Source organism: Enterococcus sp. LJL120, assembly GCF_054871765.1.
Genome location: NZ_JBTXLV010000020.1, coordinates 1 through 18155, shown reverse-complemented (window position 1 = coordinate 18155; position 18155 = coordinate 1). Strand labels below are relative to the sequence as shown.

The 18155-nt window shown below is 36.2% G+C and carries 13 protein-coding genes and 2 pseudogenes; all 15 read left to right on the top strand.

The genetic code is table 11. The annotated features are described in order from the left end of the window. The first annotated feature begins 642 nt into the window (after window positions 1-642). The gene (locus tag ACYSNU_RS18465; protein ID WP_265460359.1) at window positions 643-1761 is read left to right on the top strand and encodes a tyrosine-type recombinase/integrase; all 1119 of its coding nucleotides are present in this window, start codon (window positions 643-645) and stop codon (window positions 1759-1761) included. Window positions 1762-2281: 520 nt separating this feature from the next. Further along, the gene (locus tag ACYSNU_RS18460; protein WP_265460361.1) at window positions 2282-5818 is read left to right on the top strand and encodes a pectate lyase-like adhesive domain-containing protein; all 3537 of its coding nucleotides are present in this window, start codon (window positions 2282-2284) and stop codon (window positions 5816-5818) included. Window positions 5819-5832: 14 nt separating this feature from the next. Next, window positions 5833-6144 (top strand): LPXTG cell wall anchor domain-containing protein, encoded by a 312-nt coding sequence (locus tag ACYSNU_RS18455; RefSeq protein ID WP_265460362.1) that lies wholly within the window; start codon window positions 5833-5835, stop codon window positions 6142-6144. Further along, window positions 6141-6938, top strand: coding sequence for a WxL domain-containing protein (locus ACYSNU_RS18450; protein WP_265460363.1), 798 nt, complete (start codon window positions 6141-6143; stop codon window positions 6936-6938). Before ACYSNU_RS18455 ends, ACYSNU_RS18450 begins: the two co-directional genes overlap by 4 nt. Before the next feature lie 73 nt (window positions 6939-7011). Next, on the top strand, window positions 7012-7806 hold the full coding sequence (locus ACYSNU_RS18445) for a WxL domain-containing protein (RefSeq protein WP_265460364.1): 795 nt from the start codon (window positions 7012-7014) through the stop codon (window positions 7804-7806). A gap of 80 nt (window positions 7807-7886) precedes the next feature. Further along, window positions 7887-9029, top strand: a complete 1143-nt coding sequence (locus ACYSNU_RS18440; RefSeq protein WP_461738563.1) for a DUF916 and DUF3324 domain-containing protein — start codon at window positions 7887-7889, stop codon at window positions 9027-9029. 33 nt (window positions 9030-9062) lie between these two features. Continuing rightward, the gene (locus tag ACYSNU_RS18435; RefSeq protein ID WP_265460366.1) at window positions 9063-9746 is read left to right on the top strand and encodes a hypothetical protein; all 684 of its coding nucleotides are present in this window, start codon (window positions 9063-9065) and stop codon (window positions 9744-9746) included. 15 nt (window positions 9747-9761) lie between these two features. Beyond that, window positions 9762-10454 carry a signal peptidase I gene (gene lepB / locus ACYSNU_RS18430; protein ID WP_461738562.1) on the top strand — a complete coding sequence of 231 codons (693 nt, stop codon included), beginning with the start codon at window positions 9762-9764 and terminating at the stop codon, window positions 10452-10454. A gap of 55 nt (window positions 10455-10509) precedes the next feature. Further along, window positions 10510-11205 carry a winged helix-turn-helix domain-containing protein gene (locus ACYSNU_RS18425; protein ID WP_461738561.1) on the top strand — a complete coding sequence of 232 codons (696 nt, stop codon included), beginning with the start codon at window positions 10510-10512 and terminating at the stop codon, window positions 11203-11205. Between the two features lie 384 nt (window positions 11206-11589). Beyond that, a pseudogene (locus ACYSNU_RS18420) lies at window positions 11590-12648 on the top strand (IS30 family transposase). 186 nt (window positions 12649-12834) lie between these two features. Next, a pseudogene (locus ACYSNU_RS18415) lies at window positions 12835-13928 on the top strand (IS3 family transposase). A gap of 401 nt (window positions 13929-14329) precedes the next feature. Next, on the top strand, window positions 14330-14554 hold the full coding sequence (locus ACYSNU_RS18410) for a hypothetical protein (RefSeq protein ID WP_265460371.1): 225 nt from the start codon (window positions 14330-14332) through the stop codon (window positions 14552-14554). Window positions 14555-14709: 155 nt separating this feature from the next. Continuing rightward, on the top strand, window positions 14710-15939 hold the full coding sequence (locus tag ACYSNU_RS18405; protein WP_461738560.1) for an efflux RND transporter periplasmic adaptor subunit: 1230 nt from the start codon (window positions 14710-14712) through the stop codon (window positions 15937-15939). Beyond that, window positions 15926-16600 (top strand): ABC transporter ATP-binding protein, encoded by a 675-nt coding sequence (locus ACYSNU_RS18400; protein WP_265460375.1) that lies wholly within the window; start codon window positions 15926-15928, stop codon window positions 16598-16600. Before ACYSNU_RS18405 ends, ACYSNU_RS18400 begins: the two co-directional genes overlap by 14 nt. 18 nt (window positions 16601-16618) lie before the next feature. Continuing rightward, window positions 16619-17839, top strand: coding sequence for an ABC transporter permease (locus tag ACYSNU_RS18395; RefSeq protein ID WP_322597314.1), 1221 nt, complete (start codon window positions 16619-16621; stop codon window positions 17837-17839). Window positions 17840-18155: the final 316 nt, after the last annotated feature.

The following is an 18155-nucleotide window of genomic DNA, read 5'->3' as shown; positions in this document are numbered from 1 at the left end:
TTGAATACCTGCCACGCACCGAGGCAATCACATCCAGGGAGGCTCGTTGTCAAGGGCAATCGGGCTAGGCGCTATGCAGGTATACATACACTACATAATTTTTGTCAAAATAGGGGTTGCCATTCCACAATTGTTTACTATATTATAACTCATTTTCTATGATTAAGATGATTTTAAATATTAGGTTATTATAAGGCGTGGCATGTGAAATATAGTGCTATGAGGCTAATTTTTTGATTTTATCAATGTGAGTTAGTCAAGAAAATAGACTTTTGCATGTCAACTTTGCTTGACTAACTCATCACTCTTGAAGAACGAAAGAGACAAAAAAAGAAATAGTATCAATACAAAAAAGCAACCTGTCTTTTTTTAAACAGGTTGCTTTTTTGTATTGATTAGTAAGGATTTCAACCGCACCGTATAGTTAAAATGACAAGAAAAAAATTAATTTTAACTTTATAAATATTTCTTGTTTTAATTAAGAATAGGAAATTTTCATTAACTTAAAATTTCTAATCAAATTTGTCTTCTTATTTATTATATGTTCCGAGTTATTTATTGTCAATACACTTTTTTTTGAGCTTTACTGACAATTTTTAATTTAGTAGAATAAACCGTCAAACAAACTGAAAGGATGTTTTTATGAGCCGACAAGGAGAAAATATATATCATAGAAAAGATGGTCGTTGGGAAGGTCGATACATTAAGGGGAGAAAATTAGACGGATCTATTCAATACGGATATGTGTATCGGAATACTCGAGAAGAAACAAAACGCGTGTTGAACGTATTTAAATCAAGCTATCAACCCACGGTCATGAAACCTAGACCAGAAATTAGTCTGACTTTCAAGGAATGGGTTACGGTTTGGTTGAGGCGGATAGAACTACAAGTAAAAAAGACGACACTTTCAAATTATCACTACAAATTAAACAAGTATATTTTACCCATTTTCAAACACAAAAAATTATACGAAATTAATGAAGAAAGTATCTATTCATATATTGAAGAACTTCAAAGCAACCACTTAAGCATGAGTTCGATTCAGTCTATCTTTACCCTATTTAAACAAATACTGTCTTCAGGATTGTCTAGTATTCAATGTGACGCTACTTTTTTGTCCCTCATTAAATTACCAAAAAGGGACTGGACTAAGGTAACGTCCCTCTCATTATCCGAACAAAAAAAATTAACTTTAGCTGCGGACCAAGAACCTGAAAAGAAGGGGTTACCTGTTTTAATTGCTTTACACACGGGAATGCGAATAGGTGAAATTGCTGCACTAGAATGGCACGACATAGACTTTGATAAAAATATCATTCAGGTTTCAAAAACATGTCAACGTATACTAGATCAAGGGAAAACAACTGCTAAAACTTACATACACATTGATGAGACGAAGACCAAAAATTCAATTCGAGTGATTCCTATGACCCCCTATCTAAGAGAGAAATTGATACACTACAAACATAATAATGCAATGAACAGATGGGTATTTACGAACAATGATGGTCCATGTGAGCCAAGACTACTTACAAATTATTTTCATACAATAAGAAAAAAAGTAGACCTTACGCATATCCATTTTCATCAATTACGTCATACCTTTGCGACACGTTGCCTCGAAGCACTCTCAGATATACCTACAGTGAGTGCATTGCTCGGACACAAATCTACTCAACTAACATTAGATGTGTATTCAGATGTTCTAATGGATCAACGCTTACAGACAATAGAAAAAATAGCTGCCTATATATCTTAAAAAAATATTGTACTAGTAGAGCCATAAGTTCAAACGTTAAACGTAAGCGTTATCTATACGAAATTCGCTGAGATAAGCCGTCATTCGCCGTCGATAGTTTACGAACAATGTTGATGTATCAAGGTTCTAATTTTTATCCTATTCTTAATTAAAACAAGATAAAGTTAATGCAAAAATATTAGGATAAATCTATGTAATCATGTATAAAATGTAAAAGATACAATGAATTTCCCTATTAGAGCTTTTCAATTTCGTTTGTCAAGTTGATTAAAATAAATTTGTTCTAATAAAACATAGATAAATGAATTTCAAGAATTGAAAACTAAAGTTTACGGAACTTAAGGTGAAGGAAAAAATACATTTAGGTGGATACGCAATCAGAAAAAAATATTACAGCTAGAATCAATCTAAATACAGTTGCCTTTAGCTTAATTATCGATATTTTTAAAAAAAAGTATTGATTGCAAAAGTATCTTTTCAAATAATTAAAAATTATTTTTCTATAAAAGGAGGGGTTATCTTGAAAAAAATATTTAGAAAGATGGGTTTAGTAATTTTTGTTGTTATAACACTTTCTCTATACAATTTATCTTTAACAACAAATACATTAGCATTATCTAGTGAATCAGACAAATCTTCTCAGAAAGATTCCACAATTTTAAATACTACCAGTGAATCTTTGTTTGATTTTGATTATGGTGTTACCTATAAACCTGATTCAGATGCTAATTGGGGGACAGAAGCAGCAGCACAAGAGGTTGTCACTGTATATACTTTTGCTGAATTGAATTCAGCAATTTTAAATGGTACAGCTGATTATATAAAATTAGGGAACGATATTGTAAGTGATACTTTGGGTATTGGAATAATTAGACGTAACGCCCCTTCTAACAGAAGGGATTATGTCATCGACGGACAAGGGTTTAAACTAGATACAGGAGCTGTCAGTTGGTCATATCCAGATGGGGCTACACCTCATAATTTTTATATAAAAAATATACATATGTATTCTCAAAATCCGTATGGTTGTTTTATGGGGGCTGAACTTAATTATAATTTTACTACTATGGTATTTGAAGACACTACTTACGAAGGGTCTCAGTTAACAGCCTCTTGGACAACAACATTATACTTTAGAGGAACTAACAATGTGATTTCAAGAGCAAATCAATATACAGTCACTTATAGCAACGGAAATAATGCCGGAAACAATAATACTGTAACACGGTCAACATACCCGAATCAAAGTGGCTTAGAAGCTTACAGAGTTATTTTTGATGATAATACTGTATTTAATTGCACTGTTGAGAATGGTGATGGCCTTTTGATAGGATCTTATTTGGCAGCAGTACCTACTTCTTCCGGAAGAACAATTCCATACGTTGCTGTTCGTAGTAAAGCAACTGTCAATATGGTCTCACAGGGAAGTTCTGGCGAAACATGGGGATATTATACAAGTAATGGAAATTATTACGCAGGGATAAACATTCAAAAAGGTGGAAAGCTCTATGTGGGAGCAGATTCTACCCTAACAATGGACATCAGAAATACTTCACGTACTGGTATTTTTCTAGGTGGTGGTTCGGCTAGTCAGCGAACAAATTTGACAATTGACAATGGGGGAACATTAAATTTATTAGCAGACGGTAATCGAAACACTACAGAATCCAAATATGCTGGAATCAAGTTATATCAATATTCAGATTTAAATATTTTGGCAGGTGGAACACTTAAGGCAACCATAGATAATGATGCAAGTGGTAGACCGGCGGTTGAGTTGGCAGAGTATAGTACAGTAACCGTGGGATCTGACAATGCTCAATTTATTGATGACTCTACCCCTCAAGGATTACTTGACCTAACCGCAAGTGCAACTAGTGGTTCTGCGCTAAATCTAAAAGCTAACTCCAGTTTTACTGTCAAAGATTACGGTAAGGCCTCTTTTGTTGGAACAGAACAAGCAACTGCAACAAGTGATTTTGTTGCGGTGAATGGATCCCTTTTGATTGGGAATCGAGGAATGTTTACAGCAGCATTAACTGAAGAAGCTGGACAAAAAGCGACAGGGGTAAGAAATTTAATCAATGCGCCTGCAACAACCTCGACGTTTAAGTTTTCAGATGCATATCGTGTAGATTTGGATGCTCGAGGAAATCCAAATGCTACGCTTGTTAGCATGGGAACATCTTCGGTTGATGGAACATTTACTGCGGATATTCAAAGTGTTTATCAGTGGAATTCTGGCAATAGTTCTGCTGGTGACGATACCTATGATAAAAGTTGGATTCCTATTTACAATGCGAATATCACGTATCGACAAACAACCATTAGAACTAAAACAGCTAATAGCTCGCAGCAGAGCATAGCTAATAGTTTTATGTCTACTAATGATGGATATGATACTCAAAATTCTGAACGAATACTCTATGAATGGATTCCAGATGTAACTATAGATATTAATGATATTTCAGATAATAGACTTCGTACGGATGGTCAAAAAATTTCTGGAGTTACAAATCCAAATGCTTATGTCACAATATCTGCGAAAGGAACTGTTATTGGTTCACTAACGAGTTCTAATAATTATGATACTAGCGGAAAATTGGTATATTATAATGCGTTGGCAGATGATAATGGGAATTTTGAATTCACCCTTCCCGATGATGTAACTTTGTATGTTGGAGATGAGATTTCTGTTTACAGTTGGCGTGCTGGGAAATATTCAACAGCAACTACAACTGTTCTAGATAAAACGCCGCCTGAAGTTACGACTAAGACGTATTATGCATATGTGGGAGATACTGCCCCAGCCGCAACTGCATTTGTAAGTGCAATTACGGATAAAGGAGTAACGGATACGAGTAGCTATCCTGTCAGCTATACTGCTTCAACTGATATGGCTACCCTGATGCAAACTGCTGGAACAAAACAAGTTAGCCTAACTGTATCTGACCTTGCTGTAGATAGTGCAGGACTCTCTGCACCAAATACTACGACAAAAACAGCTGAACTAATAGTTTATGATAGTTCCACGAATCTTAGTGGAGACTCATTGGAGTTGTCCTACGCAGATATTCGTAATATGACAGATAGTGAGCTAAGTACCTATATTTTATCCAAGTGTAACCCCACTGCATATAGCGTATCTGGGGGAGAAAAAACTAGTTGGTCAGATGTAAATGACTTTACTGTAACGGATTTAGGTAGTTTAAGCGGATTGAAAGATATCTCACCTAATACGCCATATACTGTCACAATCAGTCTTCCATCTTCAGTATCGGGATTGGCCTCTGATATAACAGGAACCATTAGCGTTACTGTCATCAATATGAATGCTGCCATCACAGTTCAATTTGAAAACGAAGCAGGAACTATCCTAGATGGGTACACTTTAACAGCTGGCGAAAAAGATACAAATAACATTGTTACCCCTATCTATGTCGGAGATACGATTGATCTAACGTCTACAACGTATGCAAAAGTACAAACACAACTTAGTGCGTTAGAAACAGCTGGGTATGAAATTGTATCACGTCCAACAGATGAGACAGCTTTAAAGATTACAGATACTACTCAAACGGTTACCTATACTGTCAAAGGGTTGCTATTTTTACAATCGGCACCCACTTCCGTTGATTTTGGAAGTCTGACATATAATGCAAAAACGCAGCGTGTGGATAATCCTACGACGTCTGGGAAATTAATCATTACAGATACTCGTGCCTCTAAAACAAACGGATGGATACTATATGCAGCAGTGACAACCGAAATGAAAAATACAAGCACAGGTTCCATCATGAGTGACGCGATCCGATACGTCACAAATGATAAGAAGGAAGTAACCCTAAGTTCTAATAATCAAGCAGTATATACCAGCACAACAGGTGGTACGACAGACATCACCAGTGATTGGGGAAAAGAAATTACTGTAAGCGAACAAAAGGACATTACAATGACAGGTTTACAGTTAGTTGCTGATCCTGCTAAAACAACCGTTTCAAGTGTGGGAACTTATTCTGGCGTTATCACATGGACAATCATGGCAGGTCAACCATAGAGGAGGAGAATCATATGAAACTAAAATTGAAAGTTTTCTTTTTCTCCTGTCTGGTAATCATCCTTATAGGAATGTTGCCTCTTAGAGCTGCGGCCACCACAGGTAATGGAGGTCAAGGGACAGTGGAAGGGGGCATTACTTTCTATGAGGAGTCTACCAACCCTTCCAGTTCTACGTCTACTAGTCTACCTAGCACTGGAGGGAAACTACCTCAAACAGGCGATCAAATCAGAAATTATAGTGTACTTGGTGGAGGAATTCTCCTTTTAGCTTTACTTTTTTTCTTCTATCGCCGGAGGAAAAAAGAGAAGGAGGAACGTGAATGAAAAAAAAATGGATACTGGGTGTTGGATTAATTCTCTTTACGTCTCTTTTCTGTGTTCCTCAAGTATACGCAAGTACGCAAGATATTAATGGAAAGGTGACTGTTGAAGATCCAGGGACAAGTAACTTAGTGGATCCGGAAGCACCTTCCACGGTTGTGAATCCAGGAGAAGGCCCTTCTACGACAGGGTCTTTGCGTATTGATTATATATCAAGTTTAAACTTCGGTTCACAAAAAATTAATGATACTAATCGTACGTACCTCTCTTTAGCTCAACAGTTTCATAATGAGACAACTGCCAGAGGATTTTACATTCAAATAAGCGACTATAGTTCTGAATCTTCGGGTTGGAACTTGACGGTCACGCAAAACCAACAATTTCATAGTGATATTATACAAGACTTAGAAAACCAAGAATTGACTGGCGCTGTTCTCTCTTTTGATAAAGGATGGGCCAACACTAGTGGTGCCAGCGGCGCCCCCACGGTTACTCGGGATACGTTAGCTTTGAATGAGATGGGTATCGCATATACAGTGGCAAGTAGTAAAGCCGGTCAAGGAAAAGGAGTCTGGCTAATCGAATTTGGTGCATCGGAAACGAACACCTCTAATCAAGTTCCCACCCTATCTCCTCTAGAAGATGCTTCAGGGAAAGCAGTACTTGATAATGTCACTAACAAACAAGCGTATAGCAATTCTGCTGTCACATTGACAGTTCCCAAAGAAGCCAAAATTTACCCAGTGCAATATACCACTACTCTTACGTGGACACTGGAAGCAGCACCAACACGCTAACACATTATTCGAGACAAGTTGAGCAATGGCTCATTTGTAAATAAACAAACTACCATATTTAGGAGGAATAAAAATGAAATTCAAGACATTAAGTGCAGTGGCTTTATTGGCAGTAGTAGGGGTCGCAACAACAGCTCCAGCAGTTACAAATGCTGCGACACCATCATCTCAAACTTCACAAGGAACAGTCAAAGTTGAGGCTGGTTCACTAGATCCAGGTAAAGATGGCGTACCCGATCCAGAAGGTGGGAAAACAATTCCAGGTGTAGACCCTGTTATTCCTAACCCGACATCTCCTGGAGATAAAGGTATTACGGCCGTAACAAATTTAAATTTCGGGACCATTAAAGTCGGAACTGGCACAGCTTCAGCACAACCAATTACCATTACGGATACAGTTACTGCGGAAGACGGAAGCACTACATCAACAACGCGAAAACGTGGTAACCTAATTTCTTGGGGAGATGTCACTGGTGAGTATACCGGATATACTATCAGTGGACAGTTGACAACTCAATTTACAAATTCATCAGACCAAAGCGTATTGACAGGTTCAGAAATTGCTTTTATCAATCCTTTAATAGCAACGAGTGGCGAAGGAACGATTGCAGACTCAGGTAAAACAGCAACTCAAACACTTTCTATTGACGGTGGAGCTAAGACATTTGTTACAGCAGCTGCTGGAACTGGTTCTGGTCAATGGACGCTTGAATGGGGTAGCACAACAGACGGTACTGGCGCAACTGACACAACCGTCGGAACCGTCGGTTCTTCTGTCAACTTAACGATTCCAACTTCTGTCGCAAACTCTATGACTAAAGGAACGTATACAGCTGTAGTGACTTGGACAATGGGGGCACTCGCATAAACTTGACTTTAAAATAGAAAAAAACAAGTTGGCAAGAATCTTGTCAACTTGTTTTTCTTATAAGGAGAATTCTATACATAATGAAAAATTTATCCCTATTTTTTCCAATTACGAATAAAAGACACCATTTTGTCTTACAACCTATTGTCTATCTTGTAATCTTGCTTGGTTTGATTAGCTGTTCTTATCCCGTGAAGGTTGAAGCAACCTCCGATAACTCAGAGGTATCCACTGGTTTCACTTATGCCTTGAATTTCCCTGAAAACCAGGTAGATACTTCTTTGAATTATTATCGACTAATGATGACACCTGGACAGGAGCAAGAAATCACCATTACGTTAAGTAATCCAGGTACAGATGCGATTACGGTAGAATTACAATTAAATGGCGCAAAAACAAATGGATCAGGCGGTATAGAATGGAATAATGATACGATTGATAATGATGCCTCTCTCATGTTTCCATTTGAAGATATAGTAAGTGGTCCTGCTAGCGTTGACTTAGCAGGGGGAGAGACAAAAGAAGTCACTTTTTCTATCAAAATGCCTGAAACAAGTTTTGACGGAATTATCACAGGAGGATTACGATTGATGAAGGCCGGTCAAACAGATAATGTGGACGAAACGAATGGCTCTCAAGTTATTAATCAGTATGCCTATGCTATTTCCATAGTCTTGCAGGAAAACGACATCGAGCTAACCCCAGATATGCAATATAATTCTGCTTACGCAGGTCAATCTAATTATCGTAATACTATTTTTGTTAATCTTTCCAATGTAGTCGCAACCTTTCTTAATGATCTGACAATAGAGGCCCAAATTTCCTCTGCTGGAAGTAGCGAAGTGTTGTATGAAGCGAAAACAACGGGGATGAGAATGGCCCCGAACTCTCTCATTGATTTCCCGATTAGTATGAATGGGGATCGAATGGTTCCGGGAACCTATACGGCACATGTCCTTGCCACATCAGGTGATATGAGATGGGAATGGACTGAGGAGTTTGAGATAACTGAGGGAGAGGCTCAAGAATTTAATGAACGAGACGTCGGCTTAGAACAAGATACTACAATTAATTGGGGTGTCGTTGCGAGTCTTGTGGGTGCTTTTTTTGGATTCGTTCTTCTTCTGTTTGTGATAGTTAGATGGGTGAGACGTAAGAAAAAAAAGAAAGATTCTATAAAAAAAAGAAAATTGAATCAGAAAAAAAAACGTTCTCCTAAATAAGAAGAGACGATAGACAGAGAAGGAGACAAATAAATGAGTATAATTACTTGGCTCATTATGGGACTGATAACGCTCAGCTTAATTTTTATTTTTAGTGCTTTGGGTTTTGTTGTTCAAGTAATCCTCACAACAAAAAAACTTAAAGCTCTTCCTAGAAAGCCTCCACGTAAAAAGAAAAAAAAACAACGTTGGTCTCAACTATGTAAAAGTCTAAACTCTAAACGTAAGAGAGGGATTTATTTCGTAAGTTGTTTTTTCGCTTTAGGTTTTTTATCCGGTGGTGTAGGAGCCTATAGTTTGTATTATCAATCTATAAATTTGTCTGCAGAAGATGAAAAAGCTATTGTACGCTCTTATTTTCTTGTCCGTGATTTTCAAAGCGAATTAGAAAAAGCAGCCAATCAATCTGAAACCGAAGAAGCTTCCCAACAAAACATTCGCTACTTAGCAACAAGTTTGTCGGCGTATACATCGAATAAGGCAAGTACAATTAATACAACGGATGGACAATCTACACTTAATCGCTATTACGCTTCACTAGCCCAATTAGGTATGAATGCGACACGTGAGAGTGGAAATTTCTATGGAAATCCTACTTTAGTAGACGAGTTTACTACAGATATTTCGAAAGTCATTACCTACGAAACTGCTGCATTCGATTACTTTAGAATTAATCAAACCGCTCTAGAAGATGAAGGTACACCAAATGACGACTAGAAAAAAAAAAAATCTTTGTCTATACAAAGGACATCTAAAAGTAAAAAGAAGAAAAGCTCTAAATCCAATAAAAAGTCTCTTCCCACGAATAAGGCAGTTAAATTATCTAAATCTGGTCGTAGAAACGTTAGTTATCAGAAGAAATCTAGCTCAAAAAAGAAGAGAAGAAGGAGTAAAAAGAAGCATATCATTCAAGACTTTTTCTATGCAATCGTCATGGCTAGTCTTCTTGCTCTGATTTTGTTTTTCTTCTTATTTAAAATAGTGGTAATAAATGGATATAGTATGATGCCGACACTTCGCGATCAAGACACTGTTCTCATTCGAAAAACTGACTACGTAAAGCGATTTAATTTAATCTATTTCCAGCAAGGAAATACGCAACAAGTAAGAAGAGTAGTGGGGTTACCTGGAGAGCGAATCGACTATAAAGAAGATACACTTTTTGTTAATGGAGAGAGCGTAGAGGAAAAATTTCTTGTGGATGACATAAATGATGCGCAAAGAAATGGTGGTCAATATACCCCAAATTTTACTCTCTTAGATATCACGAATCAACAAACCATTCCAGATGATTGTTATTTAGTTTTAGCCGACAATCGATCGTATGGATCAGATAGTCGCCAGTATGGACTAGTTACACGGAATCAAATCATTGGTGTGCTACAAACATTACTGTTGCCTTTGACAGATACAAAAAAATTATGATAAGCATCATAGTAAACAAAAAACCCAAAAATGATTTATGGGTGAGGAGGAACCAATGAATCAAGTATTACTTTTAACAGCGAATCCCTCAGCTGATAAACAGTTGAAAGAAAATTTAGAATATTTAGGATATGAAGTTTTGCATTCAACACAATTAGTTGAACCACTCATGTTAGCTAAAACACCTTTTGTATTGGACTTACCTGTTGTAATTTTTAGTGAGACGCTACCAAGCGAAACTGTCGAAACTATTTTACGCCAAGGACAAATTGTAAATTGTGTGATTTTACGATGTGATACTGATCTCTTAAATGATGAATTATACGAAGAATGGCAAAAATTGGGGTTGACAGCGAAATTCTCTACGGGGATTTCTTTATCTAGTCTAAGAGAGTTATTGTCATCTTCTCGGCAACTACATTTCAGGGAAATACGGTCATGTCCACCAAATAGATATAAAATGACTAATGATTCTTACAATTTAGCTATTAGTACTTTTTCGAAAAAAGAACGACAATTGTTTGAAATACTATTTGATGAAAAAAAAGGATTTCTTACGCGAAAAGAAGTTGCTCAACGGATGTGGAATGGTCAAACGACAAGTTCACACTTGGCGCAACTTTCTCAAATTGTTAGTCGGATTCGCTTGAAATTTGCTCGGTATGGTTTTACAGAACAAATTATCGAAACGCACTGGAAAAAAGGCTATAAAATTTCAGATGAAATAAAGATATTTAATAATATAGGCTAAAATGAGAGCCTTATCTTGGGTTTTTTCCTAAGGTAGAGCTCTTTTCATTTAGTTAAGATAAGTTTTACCATCGTATACTAATTACTCGAAGATAAACTAAAAAAATATCTATTGGAGTAGTTCCTAAACGAAATTTATACAGGATATAAAACTCGACGAATATATCTAGTGGTGTTAGTATCAAATCTTAGACAGCTTTTCGTAGAGACAAGAATAAATTAAACTTATCTACGAGAGGATAAATTTTTATGACTCGATATAAAGAAAATTTTAAACACGCAAATTTTATAATCAAGTTAGCCACCTAGGCAAATAAAAAACATCATAGTGAAAAATCACGTATTATTGAGGTTCCGACACCGACCAATAAAGGAGATTTTCACTATGACGTACTCACAGACTACCACACCTCGCCTAAAAGGAAAACATCTGACTGCCCTTGAACGAGGAAGAATTACTGCGTGACATGAATAAGGAGTATCCAATCGGGCAATTGCCAAAAAGATAGGGGTCGCCCCTCAAACCATTCATAATGAGCTAAAACGTGGGACGGTTACCCAAGTGCGTAAGGTCAATGGTAAAAAAATCTTCTTTGATTCTTATGATGAGTTGTATGCTTAAAAGCAATACGAACACCATCGTCTAGCTTGCCATCGACCAAGTAAATCCAACCAGGTAAAAGCTTTTCTAGCATTGTTTACCCAACTATTTAAAGAAGTTGGGCATTCGCTTGATGCTGTCGTTGGCAGAATAAAACGAGAAAAGTGTTTCTTACCAGAAGAAATGGTTTGTACAACGACACTTTATGCGTACATTAATGCGCAGCTTTTAGAAGTGAGGAATATTGATTTATTGTCAAAACTCAAGCGAAAGACCACTACAAAAAGGAACCGAAAAAACAAAAAAATACTGGGTCAAAGTATTGAGAAACGACCGGCAGAAGTCCTGACACGAGAGTGTTTTGGTCATTTTGAAATCGATACCGTCATCGGAAAACGCAATGGTTCAGAAACGGCATTACTCACCTTAACAGAACGAAAAACTCGCTTTGAAATCATTCGATTAATTGATAGTAAGGAGACTGATTCTGTGTCGTATGCTATCACTCATTTGATTCAGGAGTTTGGACCTACTCGCTTTAAACACGTGTTCAAGTCGATTACACCAGACAATGGTTCGGAATTTGCATTGCTAGCTGACATAATGAAGGACTACTGTCCGGTTTATTTCACACATCCATATACTTCTTGCGAGCGTGGCACCAATGAAACTCATAATCGTATGATTCGTAGGACATTGCCAAAGTCTCAAAGTTTAGAGACCTGTTCGAGAAAAGAGGTCCAACGAATTGCAGATCAAATGAATCAATTGCCAAGAAAAGTATTAGATTACGCAACACCGCAAGAGTGCTTTGAACGAGAAGTTTGTCTGGCTGTAAATTGAGTGGACAGCGAGCATCTGGCGGAGTGGCTTTTCATCTGGGCAGTCTAGCTATTGCCAGACTGTCACACAGACTACCATACTGCTACTCACTATCCACTCAACAACGAAACCAGCAATAACAATCATTTTCCACATGTTGCCAAAACTGGCTAACTTGTTCTTGAAATTTGGGAAAATTTTAAACAGATGATTGTTGAACTGAATCAAACTGGACGTTCTGTTCGAGGGTTGGCGAAAGAATATGGCTTATCTGAAGCAACGATTTACAAATGGAAGAATTTATATTTACCTAATCAGTCCACAGGACTGACTGGAAAGAAGTGGCTGAACTGAGAAAAGAAAATGCTCGTTTGAAAGAGGAACTTGAAATCTTAAAAAAAGCCGCAGCCATATTCTCTCGGAAAACCTAAATTCGCTTGTTCAATTTATTGAAAACTGGTGTAAGGATTACACTGTTTCTTTGTTGTGTCGGTTATTAGAAATCCCTAGAAGTGTCTATTATTTTTATAAGAACAAAGCATTGACAGTTACAGAAATCAGAAATAATAAGTTGAAAAAGAAAATTTCAACAATTTTTTACGAATAAACAACGCTATGGCGCCACAAAGATCCATCAAGTTTTATTAAAAGAAGGTATTTCAGTATCTCTTAAACATGTCCAAAAGCTAATGAAACAATTAAATTTAAGGTCGATTGTAGTTAAAAAATATAGACCTCAAAGGTCTAATAAACCGATTATTTCAAAAGAGAACCTCTTAAATCAGTACTTTTCTACTAAGACTATCTGTGAGAAATGGGTAGCTGACATTACTTACATTCCTACTAAGAAAAATGGTTGGTGTTACTTATCTTCAATCATGGATTTACACACGGAAAAGATTATTAGCTATACATTTTCAAAACGAATGACTGTGGATTGTGTCATTCAAACGCTGAACAAAGCAAAAATGCATTATGACATTCCAGAAGGAATGATTCTACACACTGACTTGGGCAGCCAATACACAGCCAGAGAAGTGGAACAATGGCTTGAAACCAACAAAATAAGGCATTCTCATAGTAGAAAGGGAACACCTTATGATAATGCTGGAATCGAATCTTTCCATGCTTCATTGAAAAAGGAAGAAGTCTACACGACTAGCTACTCAGATTTTGAAGAAGCAAATCGAGCGCTATTTAGCTACATTGAAGGATTTTATAACCGAAATCGAATCCATAGCTCGATTCACTATCTAACCCCACAGGAGTTTGAAGAGTTGGCAAAAGCAAAAATGGCGTAACCGTCTCTACTAACATGTATCCAAGATATTGACTCAATTCCAATATAATGCGGCGCAATTCTGAGGGATACTTGAAAAAAGTTGCTAATTCGGACCAATTATCCCTCCCAATTTTTGTGATGATCGGGTATTTTTTACTTCACTTTCCGCCAAGATCGCTGAATGCCTCCCTCCATAGCTAATTCTTCCATAGAAGCCTTACAAATAGGCTTTAGGCTTTATATATGTAGTTACTGATTTAAAATCTTTGTAACCGACAAAACGGATACTATTTACATCGTAACCTATTTATTTGAAAACTCACAATTTATTCTATATAAATTCTTTTTGGATTCAAATAAAATTCATTATTTTAATATAAAAATGTAAGGGTAACCAAAATGAAAAGGAGATAATATGTTATGAAAAAATTAGCTACTGGTTTTTTAATCACTTCAATTCTAGGAGGTTTAATACTGGGATTAACAGGTTGTGGGAACAAGGAAAAAGGCAGTGATGATGGAAGTGCTATGACTAAGGAGGATATCGAGAAAGACGTTGTGAGTAAGGAAACAAAAGAAATAGACGGTAAAACTGTGGAAGAGTACACCATGAAAGATGGATCGAAGATTCAGATGGAAAAATAATTTATATAAATTGCATTCAAATTTTTTCATGCTTGCAATACTAAATTTTTAGATATATACAGGATTTCAGGATACCCTTGTTTAATGTCGTATCAGAAATTAATTGTGAACCGTGAACTAGTTGTACGGGCGCAAACTATAGGAGGAAATTTGTTTTGACGCAAATGTCGAAGAGGAAGAAAGTATTGGCTATATCTACTACTCTGGGAATACTTATACTTGGCCTAATTATATTTTTGTTTACTCGCCCTAGTGATTTTGATCAGAGCGAGACAGAATCGGTAGAATCTCAAATTGTCAAAGACATATCAGCTAATTTACAATCGACAGGAACTATGTTAGCGGGTAAAATTGTGGCAAATAATAGTAATCAAATCAAGATTGATAGTACAAGAGGGAAAATTAAAGAGGTTTTCGTAAACGAAGGTGATCAAGTAGAGAAGGGGCAGGCTCTTTTTAGTTATCAAACAGATCAAGAATTAAAAGTGAAAGAAGCAGAAGTTGACAAAACAGTCAAAACTAATGCAGTAGATGTGGCAAAAAGCAATGCTTCTATAAAATGGACCTTGTATAATCAAAAAAATGAGCAACTAAGAAAAGCAAAAAATTCAGCAGATTCGACTCAGGAAGAATTATCGACACTAGAAGAAGGCTTAAAGCAAGCCCAGTTGGATGCGATTGGTGGAGATAATGAAGTGAAAAATGCCGAAAGTGAGCTTGAAAAAGCTAATTTGATATATGAAAATGAAACAGAGAAACTGAAAGATGATACTGTGGTAGCCGATAATGCGGGACTTATAAAAACGGTGAATCAGGATTTAGTTAATCAATCTGCAGACAGACAAAAAGAAGAAAACTTCATCGAGATAATCGATAGTTCACAACTGTTTGTAGACGGAAGTGTGACCGAATTTGATAAAGATAAAGTTGCTATTGAACAACCGGTTGAGATAGTGAACCGAGAGGATAACAATCAACGTTGGGAAGGAAAAGTGGTGCAAGTCGCTAGTTTGAGTTCTGAAGATTCAAATTCGTCAAAAGAAGAAGATGAGAATCCTAATTTATCAAAATTTCCTTATAAAGTAGTAGTAAATGAAAATGAAAACATGCCAACAATTGGATCCCATGTATACGTTAAGCTTATGGCATCAGGATATGATGCCAATAAAATTATTCTCAACAAAGAATATATTGTTACCAAAGGGAATAAAGAATATGTATGGTCGGTCGAAGATAATAGTATCAAGTTACGCGAAATAACTTCAATTGCACTTGAAAATGACTTAGTTGAGGTAACAGATGGGCTATCTACTACTGACAGTATAGCCGTCCCGAAAGAAGGAATGGTAGAAGGAATGGAGGTGGGGGAAAATATTAAATCTTAGAGCTATTTCAAAGTCATATTGGCAAGGGAGTGAAGAATTGCCCGTATTAAAAAATATTAATTTGCGTGTGGATAAAGGCGAGCTTGTCGCTATAATGGGACCTTCAGGATCGGGAAAATCCACGTTGATGAATATTATAGGTTGCTTAGATTCTGCTACTTCTGGAGACTATCAAGTTGAGAATACTTCCATAAGAAGTTTATCAGATAATGCATTAGCAGATTTTAGAAATGAAAAAATCGGTTTTGTATTTCAAAATTTTAATTTAATGCCTAAGCTGACCGCAAGACAAAATGTTGAATTGCCATTAACATATAAAAAAATTTCTTCTTCAGAGCGTAGAGAAAAATCATTGGAAATGTTGAAATTAGTAGGCTTAAGCGACCGTGCTGATTTCTATCCCATGGAACTCTCAGGGGGACAGAAACAACGTGTAGCAATCGCTCGGGCTTTAGTAACAAACCCTAGTTTTATTTTAGGTGATGAGCCGACGGGTGCGCTAGATACTAAAACAAGTGAACAAATAATGGACCTTTTTAAACGGTTTAATCAAGAGGGGAAAACAATCATTCTTATTACTCATGAACCTGATATCGCTCAATTATGTCAGAGAACTGTTTTTTTAAGAGATGGTGAAATAATTGATGATAAAATAAATTAGCGGAAGGATCAGTACATGATTGACGAAATTTTAACTGCTACTAGATCTATTTTAGCGCACAAGATGAGATCTATTTTAACAATGTTGGGCATAATAATCGGAATCTCTGCAATCATTTGTATTTTTAGTATTATTGAAGGAAATACTGAAAATTTAAAAAAAGAAATGATTGGTGGTAGTAACAATACCATTGGGATCGAATACAATAAAAAAAGCATGTTTAATCAGGAGCTGTTTAACGAGGCCAAAGATCGTAAAGCACCCTATATCCCAGAGGTTACAGATGAACAACTGAATTCTATTCGATCACTAAAAAACGTTCAGGATGTTGGAATCTCTTACTCAAAAGATACCAAAATTTTTTATAAAAGTACTAATGTTCAAGCGAATGTTTCGGCAGTTACTACAAACTTACCTGAATTGAAACAGTTGGAAATTATACGAGGAGAAAATTTTGATTCGACAGATTTTAAAGACAATCAGCAAGTCATCTATTTAGATAAAAGTTTATACGAGGAGCTATTTGGCAATACAAATGACGGGATTGGTAAATATGTTGAAGTAAATAGTATTCCTTTTCAAATTAAAGGTGTATTTGAAACAAAAGATGCACAACTAAGTTACATGTTTGGCTCTAAAGAAGCCTATGTTCCAGAGAAGCAAGCATATAATTTACTAGGAACGGTTAATCTCACTCCAAAGATAACTATCCAATCAACTGATACAGAAAAATTACAGGTTGCTGCTCAAGAAGTTTCCACGTTATTAAATAAAAATTTGCCAGAATCGGATTATAGTTATGGCATTATGAATATGGATGAATTAAAAAAAAGTATCGAACAATTTAATCAATCTAACTTTATATTATTAGCAGGTATTGCCAGTATATCACTTTTAGTAGGTGGCATAGGCGTAATGAATATCATGCTTGTTTCCGTTACAGAAAGAACAAGAGAAATAGGCATAAAAAAAGCTTTGGGAGCCAGAAGAAAAGTCATACTAAGGCAATTTCTTATTGAAGCAATAGTTCTTACAGTCCTCGGAGGCATCTTAGGAGTTTTGATAGGCTTAGTTGGCGGGTTTATTATAACTCAAACATTGCATTATCCTTACATTGTTTCATTGCTAGCAATTTTGGGGAGCCTTGCCTTTTGCCTAGTGGTAGGTATTATATTTGGTCTATTGCCAGCTGTGAAAGCCTCCAAGTTAAATCCTATAGAGGCACTGCGTTACGAATAATATAACTATGAGAAAATTTTTATGGTCATTTCAGGATTTCAAAAGTATCTGAGTAGATAGGGACTTTTACTCGAGATTAAAAAGCAACCAGTAAAAAAACTGGTTGCTTTTTTTGTATTATTAAAGCTTCTGACCATACTGCAGAGTTAGAATGATAAGAAAAAATCTTGATTTTAACTTTATAAATATATCTTGTTTTAGTTAAGAATAAGAATTTTTGGTTAACTTACAATTTCTAATCAAAGTTCTCTTCTTATTTATTATATATTCTCAGTTATTTATTGTCAATACGTTTTTTTTTCTTCTTTACTGACAA

Bases quoted from the DNA above. Each gene is read 5' to 3' on its own strand.
- ACYSNU_RS18465 (WP_265460359.1), top strand. From the start codon at position 643: ATGAGCCGACAAGGAGAAAATATATATCATAGAAAAGATGGTCGTTGG.
- ACYSNU_RS18455 (WP_265460362.1), top strand. From the start codon at position 5,833: ATGAAACTAAAATTGAAAGTTTTCTTTTTCTCCTGTCTGGTAATCATC.
- ACYSNU_RS18450 (WP_265460363.1), top strand. From the start codon at position 6,141: ATGAAAAAAAAATGGATACTGGGTGTTGGATTAATTCTCTTTACGTCT.
- ACYSNU_RS18445 (WP_265460364.1), top strand. From the start codon at position 7,012: ATGAAATTCAAGACATTAAGTGCAGTGGCTTTATTGGCAGTAGTAGGG.
- ACYSNU_RS18440 (WP_461738563.1), top strand. From the start codon at position 7,887: ATGAAAAATTTATCCCTATTTTTTCCAATTACGAATAAAAGACACCAT.
- ACYSNU_RS18435 (WP_265460366.1), top strand. From the start codon at position 9,063: ATGAGTATAATTACTTGGCTCATTATGGGACTGATAACGCTCAGCTTA.
- ACYSNU_RS18425 (WP_461738561.1), top strand. From the start codon at position 10,510: ATGAATCAAGTATTACTTTTAACAGCGAATCCCTCAGCTGATAAACAG.
- ACYSNU_RS18410 (WP_265460371.1), top strand. From the start codon at position 14,330: ATGAAAAAATTAGCTACTGGTTTTTTAATCACTTCAATTCTAGGAGGT.